The organism is Psychrobium sp. MM17-31 (genome assembly GCF_022347785.1).
In the GTDB taxonomy this organism is placed as follows: Bacteria; Pseudomonadota; Gammaproteobacteria; order Enterobacterales; family Psychrobiaceae; genus Psychrobium.
In genome coordinates, this window is the sequence record NZ_JAKRGA010000004.1 from 425,737 (window position 1) to 445,527 (window position 19,791).

Here is a 19,791-nt window from a genome sequence, read left to right on the forward strand (position 1 = left end):
ATTGAACACAAATTAGCTATGTTGTTGAATATTTACATGAAAAAAAGCTGATTTTTGGCTGATTTTTACGTGAAAGACTTATCACAGCTGAATTTATCAGTAGTATAAGACTCAGATTATTTGGGGAATGACAGAGAGATGTCTCAGCAGTTTTGGGTGAACAATTATCTGATCGACATTAAGCGCAATCAGATTTCACATCAACAACAACAAACGCCAATTGCGCCAAAAGCGTTGGCGGTACTCGCCGTGTTGGCTGAACATGCCGGCGAAGTAGTGAGTCATGACACGCTAATGGATGCTGTGTGGCCAGATACTATAGTAACTCCCAATACGTTACAGCGCTGCATTGCCCAGTTGCGCAAAGCTTTTGGCGATGACAGTAAGCATCAAGCCTTTATCAAAACTCATGCTAAGCAAGGTTACAGCTTAGAAGCCGCCGTGTGTTGGGATGATCCTACGCCAAGTGTTCAGCAGTCAGTCGTTGCCGAAAAAGCGCCGAGCGATGACTCCCCAGCAAAGGCTGAGAACAAGTTGTGGCTAGTGCTGCCGATGCTTTTGTTAGTGTTGGTGGTGGCATGGTGGCAATTTAATAAATCGCCGCGTCATCAGTTTAGCCACGTGGTGCCATTGACGGCGAGCGATGAGCGAGAGACCAATGCCCGTTATTCGCCAGATGGTAAATATTTGGTATTTCATCGTTTTCAGGCGACTTGTGAGCATCATATTTGGGCCAAGGATTTAACTACGCAACAAGAGTTTAGATTGACCAAGGAGCCGGGGATTTACGGCAGTCATAGTTGGTCGCAAGATGGCTCTCAGCTGACCTTTTCTGAGCGTGGGAATTGCCAACTCCCAGTACAAAATGCGCAGCCCGAGAAGATCTGCTGGCGTATTAATACCCTCGATTTTTCTAGCGCCTTATCTGAGCCGCAGTCGGTGGTCACACGTCTTGATTGTGATACCCAGCGCAATGCGGTGGCGCGCTTTCTTCCTAACGGCAAAATTGCCATGCTGCGAGAAGTTGAACCCTATTTAAATAAACTGACGGTGTTAGATCCCCGCGATAACAAACTGCACGATGTGTATCGTGACGATGAGCGTTATATTTATAGCTATGATTACTCGTTTAAAACTAACTTAATTGCCCTTACCAGTCGCGATGTCGATAGCAATCATTACATTGATGTAATTAGTCTCGATGGCAAACGTTTGTCGAGCCATCCTATTGCGTTGCGTCGTCAGGACGCTAGCTATGAATTTTATAACGTCTATTTTCACCCCGATGGCAAATCGCTATTAACTGATACGGCGTTGGGACTTTTTGATTTGTCATTTGACGGCCAGTTGTCACCAATTAATACTATGGGACATAACGATGTGTTTGATGCCAATTATCACCCGTCGGGACAGCGCATTGTTGCCAGTCAGATGAGTAGCGATAAAGATATTGTGGCAGTGACATGGGATGATATAAAAAGCGGAAAACCATCGGTTATTGCGCGATCTACGAGTGTCGAACTAAGCGCAAAACGTCAGCCAAATGGCGAAGCAGTTGCTTTTATTTCCAAGCGCAGTGGCACGCATCAGCTGTGGATTTCTTCAAATAATCAGGTAACTCAGCTGACTGCTTTTGATACGGGCATCGCAAGAGATAGCTTGATTTGGGCGGCGAATGGCGAAAGGATCGCTGTGCTGCATCAGCAAAAAATAGTCATGGTTGATCTCAGTGGAAAGGTGCTGCAAATAGATTCTGTGTTGCCAATCATGCAGTTGATGAGCTGGCCAACAACGTCGAAATTTATAGTGTTAGCGGAGCAATCACACCAAGCTAGGTTGTATGAGTTTGATATTAATAAGCCGGACTCGCTTAAACTCCTTAGCAGTGAGGCGACCATTTCTGCAGTATCTACGGACGCTAAACAAATTGTTAGCGTGCTGGAGAATGGCGATGTGTGGTTGATTGGTAGTGAACAGCGACAGTTATCAGCGCTAAATAATCAGGTGTTTAGACAGAATCTTCACTATTACGACAATCAACTGTGGGGGCTAAATCAGCAGCGCCAATTGTGGCGCTATGACTTGGCCACCGAGCAGCTACATTACGTAAAACAGCTCGGCGATGACATATCAGCACTAACTGATGTAAATGAGTCTGGCGTGTTACTCAACCAAGTGATCAGTGTTAAAAAAGAATTGATTGAGTTTCAATAGCCTCGGTTTTTTCAGGCGAATAGGGCAGCTCTATGGTAAATAACACGCCGCCGCTTTGTGGGCTCTTACAGTCGATGCTGCCTTTGAATAGTTGGGTGATTAGGTTGTACACGATATGCATTCCGAGCCCACTGCCGCCTTCGTTGCGTTTGGTGGTGATAAAGGGTTCGTAGATTTGATCGATAATTGCCTGATCAATCCCATTGCCGTTGTCGCGATAGTAGATGGTGGCAGTGTCTGTCTTGCGAATAACTTCAATTGAAATCTCGCCATTGTCTCGACCTTCAAACCCGTGGGTAATTGAATTATTCACAAGGTTGGTGAGGATTTGATAGAGCGGACCAGGGTAAGATTGCAGTGTTATGTTGTCTTCCCCTTCGATGCGTAGTTCAATATTTTTATTGCGCAGTAATGGATGAACTGCCAGCATGATTTCTTTGATGTATTCCGTCAGCTCAATTTCGCGCAGCGCTTCTGTGCTTTGGTCGACTGCGACCTGTTTAAAGGTCGAAATTAAGTGAATTGCACGCTCTAGGTTTGAACGCATTAGCGTGTATGCTTCGTTTTGTCCCGCCAATGATTTATCTAGCTTAGAGGCGGTTAGCGCTTTGTCTTCTACCAATTTAGTTAATTCAACTATAGCGTCTTTATTATGAGATACCGCGGTTTTTACAATACTAAGCGGCGTATTTATTTCATGAGCAACGCCAGCTACTAAACCGCCTAGTGCAGCCATTTTCTCACTTTCAACCAAACTTGATTGCGCGTGTTTTAGCTTGGCCATTGCAGTTTCTAGTTTTTCATTCTTTTTCGATAATTGCTCTGTCCGGGCAACGACTTGCGCTTCTAAATTTCTGAGCACCTGTTGCCTAATGTGATAGAACCACATCAATAAGCCACAGATAATAAACAAGTACAGTGTTTTACTGTATAGATTCCACCACCATGGTGCGGCTAGATTAACCGCTAAACGGTGAATAGGAGAGGTAAAACCGTTGTCATTTTTTGCGTAGGCCTCAATGGTGTAGTTACCCGGTGGCAGCTTCATGAGATTGAATTGACGACTGTCTTGATTCATTTTGATCCAATCATCTGAAAGCCCTAACACACGGTAGTAGTACTCAACATTTTGTGCCGAAGAGTTAAGAGAAGTGTATTTGAATGAGAGGATATCTTGCTGATAGTTGAGGTCGATTGCTTGTAAAAACTCAACTTCTTGCTGCGCAATTTCTGGTGTTGCTTTGGGAGAAACTGCTTGTCCCAATACGGTAATTTGAGAAAGAGTAATGGCGTTTAGCGTGCTGTCTAGCGTGATTTTGGTGGGATCGAAGTAATTAAAACCGTCGGATCCTCCAATAGCGACATAACCATGATTACTTAATGCAGCTGCGCCAAAGTTATATTCCAAGCCTTGGGCGCCATCCAAGACGCTAAAATTGGTAACGCTGTAATCAATTGGGTCGATGCGAGACAGTCCGCCGCTAGTTCCTGCCCAAATAAAGCCTTGTTGATCTTTGATCATTGTCCAAACCGCTTCGTTGGCTAAACCTGTTTCACGGTTGATTACCGTCTTAAGTGAAAGTTTTTTGTCTACCACGGCAATGCCTGCATCTGTTGACGCCCAGATTAAACCGTTATCACTTTCTACTACTGTGTACACCATATCGGATGGTGCGCCTTGCTGTTTGGTGAATTGATAGAGCTCGCCGTCTTGAATTTTTAGTAGCCCGTCTCCTAGTGAACCTGCCCAGATATCACCGTCGATTACTTCGATTTCATAAATTGATTTAGGGATCGGCGTTTTTACATTTTCAAACATTGGCACAAGTTGATCTTGCTGTTCATCGAATCGAAATAAACCATTGTGGCGCGCGACAGTAATGATTTCTCCTCGATACGGCTCTAGGTCGATAAAGCGTCGGATTTGTTTAGGCTTTGGAGTGTAGTAACGCTTGAGCTTTCGAGTCTCAAGGTTAAACCGAACAACGCCATGTCCAAATGTAGTAAGCCACAACTCACCATTAAAGAATCGGATGTCGGCAATAAAAGCCATATCGAATTTACTTAACGCTGAGTAATAATCCGATGCTGGTTTTACTGTATTATTATCCGCAATATAGAGTCCTTGTGATGAGCCCATCCACAGTCGTTGTTGAGCGTCAAATTGAAATGAGCGCATATCGTGATTAGCAAAAAGTTCATTACCAAATATGTCTTGGTCAATATGTCCAAGTTGACGACTACTCAAATTCAAGTGGCTAATACCATGGCTAGATGTTCCTATCCACAGTGTGTGTTGATTCATTGCGCGCAGCGATAAGATGTTATTGTCGACGAGGCCGGTGCCTGCATTATCGTTAGCTGTGTAATGGTGAACTTGATTACCAAAGAGATCGTAACGATGTAAGCCGCGTTTGCTCGCGATCCACAGCGAATTTTGCAGTACCGTCATGGCATTAATGGCTTTATAGTCGCCTTGATGAATAAAGGTCTGCCATTCATATGATTTGTAATTACCGTCAAGCTTGTAACGGCGCACCGCACTATTGTTAATGGCAACAAAAATCCAGCCTTGATATGAGGCGAGGGTATAGACGTTGTCACTGAGGAGCTTTTCGACCTCAAAGGTGTCTTTATGTTGTCTAAACAAACCACTTGAGCTAGCTATGTAGTTGTGATGCTGCGTTTGAATAATGTCGTGAACTTGCATTTTTGCGCTAATAGAATCAGTGATGACTTTTCCTGTTTCACTGTCGATAGAGAAAAAACCGTGCTCATAGGTACCTGCAATAACTTTATTGTTACCACAGGAGAGACTGGATATTTTATTTGAAGAAATTTGGGAATTGGCGGTGGTGATTACAGCAGTTTGACCTGTTTGGTAATTGTAGCGGCTAAGGCCTGAGCGCGTGCCAATCCAAAGGATATTATTTGGTGTGGTACAAAGGGATGAAATATAAGTGCCAGCAAGCTCTGCTAGTGGCGAGCCTTTGTCATTAAATTGAGAAAATTTGTAGCCGTCAAAACGATTTAAACCAGATTGCGTGCCAACCCAAGTGTAGCCTAAATTATCGCGAGCCATCGATAAAACCGCTGGTTGGCCGAGTCCATGACGTTGATCTAGTGTGATAAAAACTTCGTTATTTTTGTTAAGTAATGCGGTACTGGGGGCTGTGGTGGCAAAACTCCCTTTACTGAGCAAAAGCAATAAAACTACCGATAAAAATCGCACTTTTTGTCCTAATCAGATAGCAGAGTAAATATTAAGCATAGCAGGTGATTTATTTTTTTTAGTTTTTTGCGGTAAATCTGACCGATTATTTAGCTATTTGTCGTTCTATTTTCTTAATCCGTGAATATGCAAGGTGCGTTATAAGTATGGTGTGTTAGCATGTGAGCATGATTAATCCATGTTTTTCAATGCCATGAGTTATTGTGATATCTCAAATAGCCAGCACCCAATGCTAGCTTATGAAACAGCGCTGCAAGAAGCTCTTGCAAGTGTCAGTGTAAAATCCTGTTCGACTTCTATTCCACTTAGCCAAGCATTAGGCAAGGTCCTTGCGTGCGATGTCTTATCGCCGATGGATATGCCGCCGTTTTCGCAATCGGCAATGGACGGCTATGCACTGTTGGCGCAGGATTTAGAAAGCAGTAATGAATTTCGCGTTGTTGGAAAATCTTTTGCGGGTCATCCATATTCAGGAGCTATTACAAGCGGAGAATGTGTTCGCATCATGACGGGGGCGGTGCTGCCAGAAGGTTGTGATAGCGTCATTATGCAAGAGAAGGTAACGGTTAACGGCGATAGTATTACTATTGATAGCGAGGTTAAGGCAGGGCAATGCGTTCGTGCGAAAGGGCATGAATATCGAGCTGGGGATGTGGTGCTTAAACGCGGCACGCCGATAAGTGCTCGCCACATTGCGTTATTGGCATCAATGGGATTTAAAGAAGTTGAAGTTTTTGAGCCGCTGACCGTTGCTATTTTTTCAACTGGCGATGAGCTGATTGAACTTGGTGAGCCGTTAGCTGCAGGACAAATTTATGATAGCAACCGATATTCACTAATTGCTCAGTTGGAAAAACTCAATTGTCACGTTTTAGACTACGGCATTATTCCGGATTGCGTTTCTCAGATAGAACGGGCTTTTAGTCAGGCGAACAGTGAAGCGGATGTAGTGATTACCAGCGGCGGCGTGTCAGTTGGCGAAGCGGATTACACCAAGGAAGTGCTAGATAAACTAGGTAATATTGAATTTTGGAAAGTCGCCGTTAAACCCGGTAAACCTTTGGCCTTTGGTTACCTCAGCGACAGTGTCTTTTTAGGCTTGCCGGGTAATCCAGTGTCGGCGATGGTGACTTTTGATAAGGTGGCAAAACCCGTGTTGAAAAAGTTAGCGGGTGAGGCCGATAGTCCGCAAATGCTGCTTGGTGCAACCTGTAAAACGCCGCTGCGCAAGAATGTTGGTCGGTTGGAGTTTCAACGTGGATTTGCAGCAACTGATGAAAGAGGCAACTTGATAGTAGAAACAACAGGTGGCCAAGGTTCTGGTATGGTTGGCAGTATGTGTGCAGCCAATTGCTATATTGTGTTGCCGCAAATGCAGGGTAATGTGGCGGCAGGTGAAACGGTGATGATTGAATTGTTCGCCGCTAATTTACAGGCTTAATTTATAACCTCGTAATATACAGAGATAGCTATGCGTGAAGATATCCTTAGCCCACAACAAGAGCAGCGTTATGCAAGGCAAATCAGTTTGCCGAGTGTTGATTTTGTTGGTCAAGAAAAGCTGCAACAGTCGCATGTTGCTGTGATTGGTGTTGGTGGTTTAGGTTGCGGGGCGGCGCAATACCTTGCAGCTGCAGGTATAGGCAAGTTAACGCTGGTGGATTTTGATGCCGTCGAGCTTTCTAACTTACAGCGTCAGGTGTTACACCAAACGGCAGATATCGGAATCAATAAGGCGGAATCGGCCGCGCAATTATTGCGATTGAATAACCCAGAGATTGATATCAAACCTATCACGCAAAAGCTCGACAATGAGGGTCTAACTTGTTTAATTCAGCAATGTGATGTCATTGTCGATTGCACCGATAATCTAGAGACACGGCAACAGCTAAACAGGTTGTGTTTTAGCGAAAAAACACCTTTGGTGTCGGCGGCGGCGATCCGGCTTGAGGGTATGGTGACTGTTTTTAACTACGACGCTAATTCCCCCTGTTATCAATGCTTTAGCCTACTATTTGGCGAGCAACAACTCTCTTGTTTAGATGCTGGGGTATTGGCCCCCAGTGTTGGTATCGTCGGTGCCATTGAGGCGACTGAGGCGATTAAACTCATTGTCGGGATCGGAGAGCCACTCGTTGGTCGGCTATTGCTCGGGGATTTCTCAACCATGTCTTTTCGTGAAATGACGCTTAAAAAAAGCAGCACATGCTCCGTTTGTAATACTTAAGTGCTGACTCTGGAAATTAAACCATCCTTCGAAAAATCAAAGCTCTACTAAAATTAACACTATGTCGTTAGTTTCAGATGGATACACCTAATACGGGGTTCATCGTTAAGGAGTTTTATGAGCCAGTCGTATTACAGCCAGATCGCCGATACCTTTCAAGATTATGCCATCACCTACAATCACCGATTATTCAATCATTTCCCCATGTCCATTGTCGCTTTAGAGCGATTTGGCGCCACCAATGAACAACTAGAGGCGTTTCGCGAGTATTACTGTGAGCGCTTGGTGTTATCTTCTGATACCGAGAATCATTGTGAGATGCAAAGTGCTGAACTCAGTGATATTGAGCAGCAGTCTGACGCGCTCCATCAAAGACTTGAAACTGAAGGTATTGAGTCGGTGTTGAAAGCGAAACTGCCGCAACTGCTTACCGGTATTGGTGCTGGCAATTTTTATGCGCTGAATCGTTTAGCCTATGCGGTGAGCCAGCAGAACTTGAGTGATATTGCGATATCGCTAGCGCTATGGCAAGCCTTGCATTTGCCATTGGGCGAGCTTGGCGAAACCTGCTTGAAAAGACCAACCAGCTTATTGCGTGGTGTGAGTAAATCTATCGGCCATATTCGTTTTGGCGCCGGAAATACCACAGAACGCATGACAAGTGTCACCACCCTTATCGACTATCAAACAACACCCCATCAACCTGAAGTTATCGACTTTGAAAGTATCGCCAATGCGGCAGCGACCATTTATAAAATGAGTGGCGATTTTACCATGTTGCACAGTGTGACGGCTTGTTATTCATTTAGTCAGCTTACGCCCTATATGGAAGATGAAGTTACTGGTTTACGTCATTTGTGGCAGGCGATAGTGGTAGCCTATTTGAGTGCTGGCAGCCCATCGATGACTAACACTGAAAAACCAGAATTATTGCCGTGGCAAGAAATCGTAAAATTCTGCTGTGCTAGCCACAATGAGCATTTGATTGAGCTGTGCTATGCCTGTCAGCAGTTGGACAATATGCTAGAGAAAGATGTATTTCATCAGGTAGCTGCTCACTACGTTACTCTTTATAGCGAGCCAGCTTAAATCCGTTTAGAGCTATTTATCTTGTTGTGCTAAGCGTTGTTGGGCGAGCTTCTTACGCTCGACAATGCGGCGAATAACAGGAGTTAAAATTAATTCCATCGCTAACTTCATCTTCCCACCCGGCACGACCAGCGTATTAATTCGCGACATGAATGAGCCCTCAATCATCTGCAGATAATAAGGGAAATCTGTTGACTCTACGCCCCTAAAACGAATTACAACAAAGCTTTCGTCGAGGCTAGGAATATCTTTGGCGCTAAATGGGTTTGAGGTATCTACCGTTGGTACGCGCTGGAAATTAATGTGAGTGCGAGAAAATTGCGGCGTAATGTGGTTGATATAATCGTCCATACTGCGCACGATAGAGTCCATGACTTTTTCTCGGCTGTGGCCGCGATCGTGGGTATCGCGAATGATCTTCTGAATCCATTCTAAATTGACAATAGGCACCATGCCGATGAGTAAATCGACGTGTTGCGCTACATCGTGCTCGTCGGTGACCGCGCCGCCGTGTAATCCTTCGTAAAACAGCAAATCACTGTCTTCAGGTAGCGGCTGAAATGGCGTGAACGTACCCGGCATTTGGTTATATGGCACGGCTTCATCGAAGGTGTGAAGATAACGGCGGATCTCGCCTTGGCCAGTTTCACCATAGGTTTTAAAAAAGGACTCTAATAGCTCGAAGTCGTTGGCTTCAGGGCCAAAATAGGACAAGCTTTTGTTTTCTTCTTTACACTTGCGGATCGCCAAGTCCATCTCTGGACGGGTGTAACGATGGAAACTATCGCCTTCGGTGTAAGCAACATTGACATCCAGTTTGCGAAAAATGTGTTTGAAGGCCGTGGTCGATGTTGATGTACCAGCGCCAGAGGAGCCAGTAATCGCAATGATCGGATGGAGTTCAGACATATTTATTACCTACAGGTAGTTGTTACTTAATTGTTAAAGTCGGTGGCACAGTTAATCAATTATTCTGCTTCAGGTCAATCGCTTGTTTGAACAAACTGCGCTTTGGGCAATAAGTTGACTGACTCGTGAATTTCAGAATAAACCAACACGATTTCTTCTCGCATAAGCTGTTGTTTTAACTGTTCCATTTGAGTATCGATGCTGACTTCTTGCTCGCCGTAATCGGTGCCTTCACGCAAGATGTGCTCTTTGAGAATATTGTCTAACGTGGCTGGCGGCAGTGAACTAATTGGAATGATCATGCGTGGTAAATCTTTTTAAAGAATTCGGCAATACGGTTTTCGACATAAAACTGTGGACGCCATGGAAATTTACCGCCGATAAAACCGACATGACCGCCTTTGTTAGTCAGCTCGTATTCCACTTGCGTTGAAAGCTGATGCGGCTCTGGGATAACGGCATGCGTCATAAAAGGATCGTCTTTGGCATGTAAGATCAAGCTTGGCACGGTAATGTGACTTAAAAACTGCATCGCACTGCATTTTTGATAGTAGTCATCGGCATTTTTAAAACCGTGTAGTGGCGCAGTAACTTGCTCGTCAAAGGTTTTGAAGGTGCCAATGCCATCGACGCCATTGTCCATTTTTAGTTTGGATACTAGCTCTGGCATTTGCGCCACTTTCTTCTTTAAGTTGCGCTTCATACGAGAAAGTAGGTGATGCTGATAAACACGTGAAAAGCCTGTTTTTAAGCGGACTTCACACGCCGATAAGTCCAGCGGTGGTGAAATGGCTGCCGCGCCAGACAACAAAGAGTTTTCTTTATACTTCCCCAAATACTTAAGCAGCATGTTGCCGCCTAGGCTGTAACCCGCAGCAAAGAGTTTAGCTTGTGGAAAACGCTCGGTGAGGTGTTCGATAAAGTAGCGCGGATCTTCTGTTTCACCCGAATGATAAGCGCGGGGCAGGCGATTAGGCTCACCCGAACATCCACGAAAGTGCATCATCACGCCTGGCCAGTCGTGGTCTTTGAGTGATTTTAGTAGTCGATAAGCATAGTGAGATTTTATCGAGCCTTCTAAGCCGTGAAACAACACTAGTAAAGGCCCTGTGTATTGTGACTCCAGTTTGCGGGTCCACACTAGGTCAACAAAGTCACCGTCGGCTAACTCCAATCGCTCTGGTGTGCCAACAGGCTTTTTACGGCTGGTGAGAAGATCGGCAAAGATAGTTTGTACGTGGGGATTTCTAGCCCACCATGCAGGTTTGAATTGGCTGGGTTTATACATTAATTCACAAAGTTTTAGCACACGATAATAAAGAGAAAATATAGCAAAAATTCGGCACTGAGCATATGGCGCAGTGTTATTTTTGCGAATAAAACGCCTGCTCTGCTGATGTTAATTGCATTAACTGTTCTCTAACCCAAGTTTTATCATCGGCATATGTCAAACCAAACCATTGCGACTGGCTCCGATAAACAGCCACTTTTTCTGTCGTTAGAGCTTGGGCAATGACATCAGGTAGCTGACACTCGTCAGTCGCGCTGGCGGTGTCGACGAAGTTAGCGATAAAAGTAGTTAAGTTGTCAAAAATGGCAGGCGCTAGGCACCAGAAATTCATGGAAACTAACTGATTCGTGGGCAGCGAAATCGCTTCTCCTTCTTGTTGACCGATAACTCCTTGTGGAGATTGCTGAATCTCGTAACATTCGGTGACACAACGCAGCGTGTTGTCGTTGTTGTGCTGACAAAGTCCTCGATTGACACCACCGTGAGGTGATAAGGTTTTTTCTAACTCATAAGCGACGATCGCCCACTGTGACGGATTAGCGCTAAAGTGCTGAGCTGCAATATTAAATGCACTAGCACCGTAATAATCATCACCATTAGTCACTACAAAACCGTTTTTGATTAAATGGCGACAGCTCCACAGCGCATGCGCTGTACCTAGCGGTTTAGCGCGCTGCGCGATGACTTTATCGTTGGGCAGATCATCTAGGCGTTGTTCGGCATATTCTATGGTGAGATCGCTTGGTAATTTCTGGGCAAAATGTTCATTAAAGACTTGCTGGGTTTGCGGCGCAATAATCAACACAACATGACGACAACCTGCTTGATAAGCATTGAAGATATTGAGCTCTAACAAGGTGATATTGTGGGGGCCAAAGCCTGCTAAGGGTTTATGGCCACCAAAGCGCGAACCAAGCCCTGCCGCTAGAACGACCAATGAAAAACTTGATGCTGGGAATTTTGTCGATGTCGTCATAACGGAGTCCTGATTATGCTCTAATGCGCAACGCGTTGGCCAATGCTATAAAGCGTCATTAATTCTTGTTCGGTTAATTGCTCTAGCGGTACATTAAAAGCAATTAAACAGCTAAGAATATTGGCTTGTGCTTCGACATTGTGTGGCGGCAAAGCTGGCAGGGTTTGCGCGAGTCGCCATTGTTCTTCACGCTCTAGCGCAAGCTCGACTCTGAGCATTGCTTGATATTGTTCGTTAGTAATTGTCGCTTTTAGCTCGCGGCGCAGCTCGCGATACGGATTGGTAATATCTTCTTGCCAGCTTTTGGTTTGCGCCACCAGTTTGTGCATATCGTATTCATCGATAGCACAGCCTAGCGTTTGTGTGTAACCAGATAACAGCAATACATTGATATTGAGGCCATAATTATCTTGCAGCGTGATAGCAATGTCCTTAATAGCGTCATACACTTCAAGACTGTATTGCCACAGTTCATCGCTACTTACTTTGACCTTGTCTGTTATATCCATGCCACTTCTTATCCTTTTATTAAGCTTCTAAGCTCTTGTCGAAGGCTTGTTGCTTTTCTTCGATTTGCTCTTGCAGCTCAAACCATTCCATTTCCAAGTCATCAATCGATGAGCGCAGTTCGCCCTGGCGTTGCAGCAATGGTGCTAGCTTGGCTTTGTTCTCGGCAAGGTATAAATCGGTGTCGCTAAGTTGAGTTTCTAACTCGCCTAGCTCGTCTTGCTCTTTTTCCATTTGCTTTTCGACTTTGTCGAACTGCTTTTTAAGCGGCGATAAGGTTGCTCTAAATTCAGCTTGTAGGCGTTTTAGTTCTTTTTTATCGACTTTCGGCGCAGCTTTTTCCGTGGTTTGTTTTTGCGAGGCAATAGCCAGCTTATCGGCTGCCTTTTGCTCTTTTTGTTGCTCGCTAAGCCACGCGTGATAGTCTTCTAAATCGCCATCAAATGGCTGTACTTGTTTGTTATCAACAAGGTAGAAATCGTCAGTAGTGGCACGCAATAAATGACGATCATGGGATACGATAACCATAGCGCCATTGAAGTTTTGCAAAGCCATCGTCAGTGCCAAACGCATTTCTAAATCGAGATGGTTGGTTGGCTCATCGAGTAGCAATAGGTTAGGACGCTGCCAAGTTAAAATCGCTAAGGCTAAGCGGGCTTTTTCGCCCCCTGAAAATGGCGCGATAGGCTCAATCGCCATATCGCCGATAAAACCAAAGCTGCCAAGATAATTGCGCAGCTCTTGTTCAGTTTTATCTGGCGCTAGACGCACCATGTGCTCAAGGGCGGTGTCTTCTTTGCGTAGTGAGTCCAGTTGATGCTGAGCAAAGTAACCAATTTTTAAATCGCCAGCCTGTACTATCTTGCCCGATTGCTGCTCAATTTCGCCAGCTAACAGTTTGATTAATGTTGATTTACCCGCACCGTTGCGACCCAGTAAACCGATGCGTGAGCCCGGCACTAGGTTGAGTTTTATCGACTCTAAAATAGTGACATCGCCGTAACCCGCCGAGAGTTTTTCCATTTGTATTAGCGGTGATGGCAGCTGATCTGGGCTAAAGAATTTAAAGCTAAACTGACTGTCGACATGCGCCGGACCAATTTCTTCTAACTTCTCTAAGGCTTTTAAACGGCTCTGTGCTTGTTTTGCTTTGCTGGCTTTGTAGCGGAAGCGATCGACAAAGGCTTGCATGTGAGCTTTTTCTTTAAGTTGCTTCTCATGCATGCTTTGTTGCAGCGCGAGCTTTTCACTGCGTAGACGTTCAAAGGCGCTGTAGTTACCGCTGTAATTAAAGATGGTTTGCTGTTCAACGTGAATTATTTGATTCACCACGTTGTCGAGAAAATCGCGATCATGAGAAATCAGCACCAAGGTGCCTTGATAACTTTGCAGCCATTTTTCTAGCCACAATACGGTGTCTAAATCGAGGTGGTTGGTTGGCTCATCGAGGAGCAGTAAATCAGAGCGACACAGCAGTGCTTGCGCTAGGTTTAGACGCATCCGCCAACCACCTGAAAAGCTCGATACTGGCGATGAAAGCTGGCTATCGCTAAAACCTAAACCGTGGAGTAACTCACCCGCGCGCGCAGCAATAGAGTAGCCGTTGATGTTATCGATTGCGGCGTGCATTTCGGCAATCTCTTGGCCGTTGTCGTCGGCTTCTGCCTGAGCTAATCGCGCTTCAAATTCGCGGTATTGCACGTCGCCGTCAATACAATAATCAAGAGCGCTGCGATCCATCGATGGCGTTTCTTGTTTTACCCATGCCATTTGCCATTGACTTGGATAAGAGAAATCTCCCTGATCTTGATGCAGTACACCGCGAATAAGTGCGAACAGGCTTGATTTACCACAGCCATTAGCACCGACAAGACCAACCTTGGCACCGGGGTAGATGGTGGCGTTGGCATTTTTCAGCAGCTCTTTGCCGCCGCGAAGTAATTGCAAATCTTTAAAAACGATCATGGGATAACATCTGAAAAATAAATTGCGCGCATCATAACGCAAACGGGTGTTAATCGATAGATTGTGATGCTGAATATGTTAAAGTAGCCGCCATTGCCAAACAGAGTAAAGAATGATGTCTATTCAACGCAAAAAACGTTTTATCGCTGGCGCTAAATGCCCAAACTGTAACGAGCTCGATACTTTAATGCTTTATAAAGAAAATGATGTCGAAAAAGTGGAATGTGTTGAGTGTGGTCACAAGCAATCACAGGTTGACGATGAAGTGGCAAAAGCTGCGCCGCAGCCAAGCCAAGTGATTGGGGTGTTTAAGCCTTAGCAATTGTAGCTAAGGCTATCATAAAACTTATACCTTAAAACTTATACCTTAAAACTTATACCTTAAAGCTTACACCTTAAAATAAGCAATATCCCCTTTAAGCTTGCCGGATAGCGTTTCCAGCAATTCGGCTTGCGAAGCATTGTTCTTCAGCGTTTCACTGGTTTCTTGCGACATCACAGTGATTTCTTCCATTCCTAATGAGACATCTGAAATCGTCGCGACTTGCTCATTGGTGGCATTGACCACTTCCAGTACTTTAGCCAGCGAGTCGTCTGCTTGGCGCTGAATATCGTTAAGTACTTCGTTGGCTTGATGGGTTAACGTTAGACCGTTTTCAACTTGCGGTACCGTTGTTTCCATCGCCGTTACCGACGCTTGGGTATTTTCTTGTACCTGATTGATCATCGACTCGATTTCACCCGTCGCATCACCTGTACGTTGAGCAAGTTGACGTACTTCGTCGGCGACAACAGCGAAACCGCGACCTGACTCACCCGCGCGCGCTGCTTCGATGGCTGCGTTCAGTGCTAGTAGATTGGTTTGCTCAGAGATACCGCGAATAACATTGATAATATCGCCGATTTCACGAGCTCGCTCTTGTAGTACATTGACTTGCGATACTGTGGCTTTAACCGTGGTGGAGATTTTCTCAATTTCTGTTGCTACATCTTGCACTGCATCGCGGCCGCGCTGAGATAGCTCAACCGTCGCCTTAGAGTTGTCTTCGGTTTGACGTACCGTTTCTACCACGTTGTGAATGCTATCACTCATAGAATCGAGGCTTGTTTTAGCATTGTTGGTTTGCGCAACTTGGCGATCGGCAGCTTCGAGCGCTTGCATCGAGCCTGCGGTTACGCTGATGGCGCGGTCTGACAGTTCATCTGACGAGGCGATAATGCTGTGTACCGTGGTTTTGAGTTGTTTTTGCATCACTTCAACCGACGCCATCATACTATTAGGGCAGCAAGAATTTATTTCGCCAGTAAGGTTACCTTGCGAGATGTTGGCCACGACTTTGGCTGCTTCTTTGGGCTCTCCACCAACAGCTTGGCGTACTTGATAACTAATGCGATAAGCAACACCAGAGCCAATAGCGATAGCAATGGCTGTGAGTACAATCATCCACGTTTGGAAAGAGCTTGCCACAGCGCGTGTTTCTTTGGTGGCTTGTTGGTTGATAGCTTCTTCGTAATCGATAAATTCATTAATGATGGCAAGCCATTCTACAAAGGCTGGGCGAGCTTGGTTGAGAAGAATCGATTTTGCTGTTGCTTCATCACCAGCTTGTTTGGCGCTAATGACTTGCTCAATTAACGGTAGCGTCTTTTGCTCAATATTGTTGATTTGGGCGTAGATGCGTCTTTCATCGCTGGTGACTGTCATGTCTGATGTCATGATTTGGCGCATCGCTGTCGCTGATTTTTGATAGAAACTATCTAACGTACGAATATCTTCGATATCTTTATTTAACTCGCTACTGTCACGGGCAAAAACAACATCGCGCACAGCGATTGCTCTGTCGTGAACACTGCCGCGAAAGTTAATGGCGTAGCGTTGTTTTACCGAATTAACATCGGTGATTTGGGTGATTTGCTCATCAATAAAGTTCACTCTAGAGATACCAATAACGGTAAGTACCACCATCATCATTAGTACGACACTAAAGCCGAGGATTAAACGCAGATTAATTGTCATAACATGTGCTCTTAGTCTTTAAAGAATAGTTATTCGGGGATTCGATCTAAATAGCAGACCCGAATAGCTCTAGATTTCTTACATCAAAATGATAGTAATGGCAAAGCTTTGGCGATGAAAGGAAAACTTGAAACTGAATTATCTTTACTATGAACTGAACCTTAGCTCATTTGTAGCGCTTCTTTAGTGATTAAGGTAAGGTGCTGATTCACTTTTTTGAAAGCTTAGAGGCATGTGTGAAAGACGGATATTTGAATTTCTCTCACAGTAAAGTTGGTAAAACGTTATTTTCGATATTGGGGTTGACTGTTCCACCAAAACTCGCGAGATATAGTGAGGGTGATGAATTAGTTAAGACGTCAATTCTCGTCAATGACAGAACTAATCTTGTAGCAATTCAGCAGTGTTTTCCTGAAAGCAATATTTCTGTGGTTGATGAGGCTAGTTCAGCCAAAGTCGGTGGGCTTGTCTTTGATGCTACAACAATTACAACGCCGCAGCAGCTAGTTGGTTGTTATGAGTTTTTCAATCAGCAGCTTGGTAGATTAATTACCAATGGCCGTATTGTGATTATTGGATCTGCAATTGATTCCACAATGTCGGTGGAAATGGCGGCGAGTCAGCGGGCGCTAGTCGGCATTGTAAAATCCATTGCTAAAGAACTGGGGCGTAAAGGCTGCAGTGCTAATGTACTGTATGCCAAACAGGTGAGTGAACAGACTATTGCCGCACCGCTGCGCTTTTTAATGTCTGATAAAAGTACCTATGTCAGCGGGCAAGTTATTGCAGCTGGAGAGGTTACTAGTGAATTTGAATTATCGCAATGGCATAAGCCGTTAGCGGGAAAAACAGCGTTAGTCACCGGCGCGAGTCGTGGGATCGGTGCCGCTATTGCGAGCACATTAGCGGCTGATGGTGCACAAGTTATAGGTTTGGATATCCCGCAAGCAAAAGCGGCGTTAGAGCAGCATATGAGTGAACTCGGCGGGCAGTCTATATTACTCGATGTTACTGCCAGTGACGCACCACAACAGTTGGCTTCAGCCTTGGATAAGCCGTTAGATATTGTGGTTCACAACGCGGGAATTACCCGTGATAAAACGTTAAAGCGCATGTCTACAGCGCAATGGCAATCGGTTGTGGATATTAATCTTGGGGCTGTAGCCAATATCAATCAGCACTTTTTTCAGCATGAGGTATTTGCGCCGCAGGCTAAAATTGTTTGTGTCGCATCCATTAGCGGTATTGCCGGCAATGTCGGGCAAGTGAATTATGCTGCTTCAAAGGCGGGGATTATTGGATTAGTAGAAGCAACCGCGCAACAGCTGCAGGTTAACGATGCTGATATAACCATCAACGCCGTCGCCCCTGGCTTTATTGAAACGGAAATGACCGCTAAAATCCCGCTAATGACTCGGCACTTCGGCCGTCGTTTGTGTTCATTATCTCAAGGTGGTTTGCCGCAAGATGTTGCTAACACTATTGCGTTTTTGGCCTCACCAAACGCGCAGGCTATCAACGGCAATACGATTCGAGTTTGTGGCCAAAATTTAATGGGTGCTTAGCCCTTCTCTCTAAGGAAATAATAAGATTTATGTTGCAATCTGTAATAAAGAAAGCTGTTTTAATTGCGGCGTTGATAGCACCAATGAGTACAATGGCTGGAGAAGTCATGCATACGCTTAAAGCATCATTATTAAAAGACCGTACAGGCTTGGTATACATTGGTTACGATGTTGATAAAAAACTACTTAAGCCTTATTTATCGCAATTACAGGCTCATTTAGGTGAAGATAAATTTAAGGTATTTCGCGCAGGACAGGCTAAGCGTGATCATAATCATTTTCACATCACATTGATTAATCCATTTGAGCACCCAGATGTGAAAAGCATTGATGTGGCAACTTTGCCTGAAATTAGCTTTACTTTTGAGGGGCTAGGTACGGCAGCGAATGACAAAGACCGCACCTTCTTTGTGGTAGTGTCGTCCGATAAAGCACAACAGGTTCGCAAGGCGCACGGTTTAAAAACTAAAGATTTTCACGTCACACTAGGATTCGATAGCCGAGATGTCTTTGGTGTGAGCAAGGGGATGGATAGTTTGTTGGACACTAAAAAATAATGACGTTAGTTTTAGCAGAGTTACGCCATATTGATGCTGTTGTACCTGTCATGGAGGAATATAGGGCCTTTTGCGGGTTTGAGAGTAAGGGCAGTGAAACGGAGCAATTCTTAGAGCAGATTATTGCTAATCAACAATCGAAGTTGTTTCTTGCAATTGATGAACAGACGCAACAAGTGATGGGGTTTGTGAATTTATATCCTAGTTATTCGACATTAGCGTTAAAGCCAATTTGGATTCTAAATGATCTCGCCGTATCTAGTCATTTTCGGGGACGAGGCCTAGCAAAAGAGCTTATATACGGTGCACTTGAGTTTGCTAAATCATCAGGCGCTATTCGCGTCGAGCTAAAAACTGAAGTAACGAATGCACGTGCTCAAGCGTTGTATAGGTCACTGGATTTTAATATCGATAGCGATAATGTTTATTATCGCGTTACTTGCTAGAGTTACCTGTCACGGCGTTGGGCGCATTATTTAGATTTAAATAATGCGCCTCGGCGCTTTGGAGTTGGTTTAATGCTAACTCGACGTTATTATCGATTGCCTCGATAATTTTCTTAGCATTTTTATGCTGTTTCGAGACGGCAACATAACCGTAGACGTACTCAATTATTGGTGATGTTAGCTTAATTTTTTGCGCTAACTCTTTGTCTTCACTGAGTAAATATTGCATGCGGCCAATTTCTGCAAATAATGCGTCAACTCGCGATAGTGCTAACATTTGCGCACCTTGCACGGTTGATTTTACGTTGTAGTATTTCCATTGTTGCGTTGAGATGTTTTTACTGAGATAGGTAGAGCGTTGCAGCGCAAGAACACCGTTACGAATATCCGCCAGCTCTTTATCTTTTTCAATATAGATGCCTAATGCCTGTTTGATTACCGGTTTTGTTGAGAAATAGAATACTTTTCTTCGTTCTTCCGTTGGCCATAGACCAGCGATAATACAGTTTCCCTTTTCTCCTTCACGCATGATCCTAGCCCAAGGTGGCGAGAGAAGTGTGACATTAATATTTGATAATTTTAATGAGTTAACAATAAGTTCGGTGAGGGGACCATGGTAGGGTAATTCACTACTTGAATAGGGCGGTGACTCAGGAATACAGAGTGTTTCGTTTTCAGGTAGGGCGTTAGCGAAGCTTTCAAAACAGACGAAAAACAGTAGAGATATTGAATATATAGTTCGCATGTAAATATTCATGTTTGTCGTTGCCCTCCTGTGAATCGGCGCTAAATATAT

The 19,791-nt window shown here is 44.6% G+C and carries 17 protein-coding genes; 8 read left to right on the forward strand and 9 right to left on the reverse strand.

What is annotated here, in order from left to right:
- Nucleotides 1–138: 138 nt before the first annotated feature.
- Complete coding sequence (locus MHM98_RS14580; protein ID WP_239440088.1) at nucleotides 139–2,214, forward strand: winged helix-turn-helix domain-containing protein; 2,076 nt, start codon at nucleotides 139–141, stop codon at nucleotides 2,212–2,214.
- Here the strand turns inward: MHM98_RS14580 and MHM98_RS18970 are convergent.
- The gene (locus MHM98_RS18970) at nucleotides 2,186–5,446 is read right to left on the reverse strand and encodes a sensor histidine kinase (RefSeq protein ID WP_239440089.1); all 3,261 of its coding nucleotides are present in this window, start codon (nucleotides 5,444–5,446) and stop codon (nucleotides 2,186–2,188) included. The two genes, MHM98_RS14580 and MHM98_RS18970, sit on opposite strands and share 29 nt — an antisense overlap.
- A gap of 178 nt (nucleotides 5,447–5,624) precedes the next feature.
- Between MHM98_RS18970 and glp the strand changes: the two genes are divergently transcribed.
- From glp to MHM98_RS14600, 3 genes are all read left to right on the forward strand, one after another.
- Nucleotides 5,625–6,887, forward strand: a complete 1,263-nt coding sequence (gene glp / locus MHM98_RS14590) for a gephyrin-like molybdotransferase Glp (protein WP_239440090.1) — start codon at nucleotides 5,625–5,627, stop codon at nucleotides 6,885–6,887.
- 30 nt (nucleotides 6,888–6,917) lie between these two features.
- Nucleotides 6,918–7,673 carry a molybdopterin-synthase adenylyltransferase MoeB gene (locus MHM98_RS14595; RefSeq protein WP_239440091.1) on the forward strand — a complete coding sequence of 252 codons (756 nt, stop codon included), beginning with the start codon at nucleotides 6,918–6,920 and terminating at the stop codon, nucleotides 7,671–7,673.
- A 117-nt stretch (nucleotides 7,674–7,790) separates the two neighbouring features.
- Nucleotides 7,791–8,762: a questin oxidase family protein gene (locus tag MHM98_RS14600; protein ID WP_239440092.1), complete on the forward strand. Its 972-nt coding sequence runs from the start codon at nucleotides 7,791–7,793 to the stop codon at nucleotides 8,760–8,762.
- A 12-nt stretch (nucleotides 8,763–8,774) separates the two neighbouring features.
- Here MHM98_RS14600 and MHM98_RS14605 read toward each other — a convergent pair whose 3' ends face one another.
- The 6 genes from MHM98_RS14605 to MHM98_RS14630 form a co-directional block, all read right to left on the reverse strand.
- A complete protein-coding gene (locus MHM98_RS14605; protein ID WP_239440093.1) occupies nucleotides 8,775–9,671 on the reverse strand; it encodes a phosphoribulokinase in 897 nt (298 codons plus the stop codon).
- 74 nt (nucleotides 9,672–9,745) lie between these two features.
- Nucleotides 9,746–9,973 carry a YheU family protein gene (locus MHM98_RS14610; protein WP_239440094.1) on the reverse strand — a complete coding sequence of 76 codons (228 nt, stop codon included), beginning with the start codon at nucleotides 9,971–9,973 and terminating at the stop codon, nucleotides 9,746–9,748.
- On the reverse strand, nucleotides 9,970–10,959 hold the full coding sequence (locus MHM98_RS14615; protein WP_239440095.1) for a hydrolase: 990 nt from the start codon (nucleotides 10,957–10,959) through the stop codon (nucleotides 9,970–9,972). The genes MHM98_RS14610 and MHM98_RS14615 overlap by 4 nt, the downstream gene beginning before the upstream one ends.
- A 76-nt stretch (nucleotides 10,960–11,035) precedes the next feature.
- Nucleotides 11,036–11,938, reverse strand: coding sequence for a sugar phosphate nucleotidyltransferase (locus tag MHM98_RS14620; protein WP_239440096.1), 903 nt, complete (start codon nucleotides 11,936–11,938; stop codon nucleotides 11,036–11,038).
- Nucleotides 11,939–11,958: 20 nt separating this feature from the next.
- Complete coding sequence (locus tag MHM98_RS14625; RefSeq protein ID WP_239440097.1) at nucleotides 11,959–12,447, reverse strand: TIGR02444 family protein; 489 nt, start codon at nucleotides 12,445–12,447, stop codon at nucleotides 11,959–11,961.
- A gap of 19 nt (nucleotides 12,448–12,466) precedes the next feature.
- On the reverse strand, nucleotides 12,467–14,410 hold the full coding sequence (locus MHM98_RS14630; RefSeq protein WP_239440098.1) for an ABC transporter ATP-binding protein: 1,944 nt from the start codon (nucleotides 14,408–14,410) through the stop codon (nucleotides 12,467–12,469).
- Nucleotides 14,411–14,531: 121 nt separating this feature from the next.
- On the opposite strand from MHM98_RS14630, the gene MHM98_RS14635 reads away from it, so the two are divergent.
- The gene (locus MHM98_RS14635) at nucleotides 14,532–14,729 is read left to right on the forward strand and encodes a YheV family putative zinc ribbon protein (protein ID WP_239440125.1); all 198 of its coding nucleotides are present in this window, start codon (nucleotides 14,532–14,534) and stop codon (nucleotides 14,727–14,729) included.
- A 69-nt stretch (nucleotides 14,730–14,798) separates the two neighbouring features.
- On the opposite strand, the gene MHM98_RS14640 is transcribed toward MHM98_RS14635, so the two are convergent.
- The gene (locus MHM98_RS14640) at nucleotides 14,799–16,427 is read right to left on the reverse strand and encodes a methyl-accepting chemotaxis protein (protein WP_239440099.1); all 1,629 of its coding nucleotides are present in this window, start codon (nucleotides 16,425–16,427) and stop codon (nucleotides 14,799–14,801) included.
- A 236-nt stretch (nucleotides 16,428–16,663) separates the two neighbouring features.
- Here MHM98_RS14640 and MHM98_RS14645 point away from each other — a divergent pair, with 236 nt between their 5' ends.
- From MHM98_RS14645 to MHM98_RS14655, 3 genes are read left to right on the forward strand one after another with little or no spacing between them, the layout of a single operon-like run.
- The gene (locus MHM98_RS14645; RefSeq protein WP_239440100.1) at nucleotides 16,664–17,992 is read left to right on the forward strand and encodes a 3-oxoacyl-ACP reductase; all 1,329 of its coding nucleotides are present in this window, start codon (nucleotides 16,664–16,666) and stop codon (nucleotides 17,990–17,992) included.
- 29 nt (nucleotides 17,993–18,021) lie between these two features.
- A complete protein-coding gene (locus tag MHM98_RS14650; RefSeq protein WP_239440101.1) occupies nucleotides 18,022–18,549 on the forward strand; it encodes a 2'-5' RNA ligase family protein in 528 nt (175 codons plus the stop codon).
- The gene (locus MHM98_RS14655) at nucleotides 18,549–18,995 is read left to right on the forward strand and encodes a GNAT family N-acetyltransferase (protein WP_239440102.1); all 447 of its coding nucleotides are present in this window, start codon (nucleotides 18,549–18,551) and stop codon (nucleotides 18,993–18,995) included. Before MHM98_RS14650 ends, MHM98_RS14655 begins: the two co-directional genes overlap by 1 nt.
- On the opposite strand, the gene MHM98_RS14660 is transcribed toward MHM98_RS14655, so the two are convergent.
- On the reverse strand, nucleotides 18,985–19,740 hold the full coding sequence (locus MHM98_RS14660; protein WP_239440103.1) for a transporter substrate-binding domain-containing protein: 756 nt from the start codon (nucleotides 19,738–19,740) through the stop codon (nucleotides 18,985–18,987). The two genes, MHM98_RS14655 and MHM98_RS14660, sit on opposite strands and share 11 nt — an antisense overlap.
- Nucleotides 19,741–19,791: the final 51 nt, after the last annotated feature.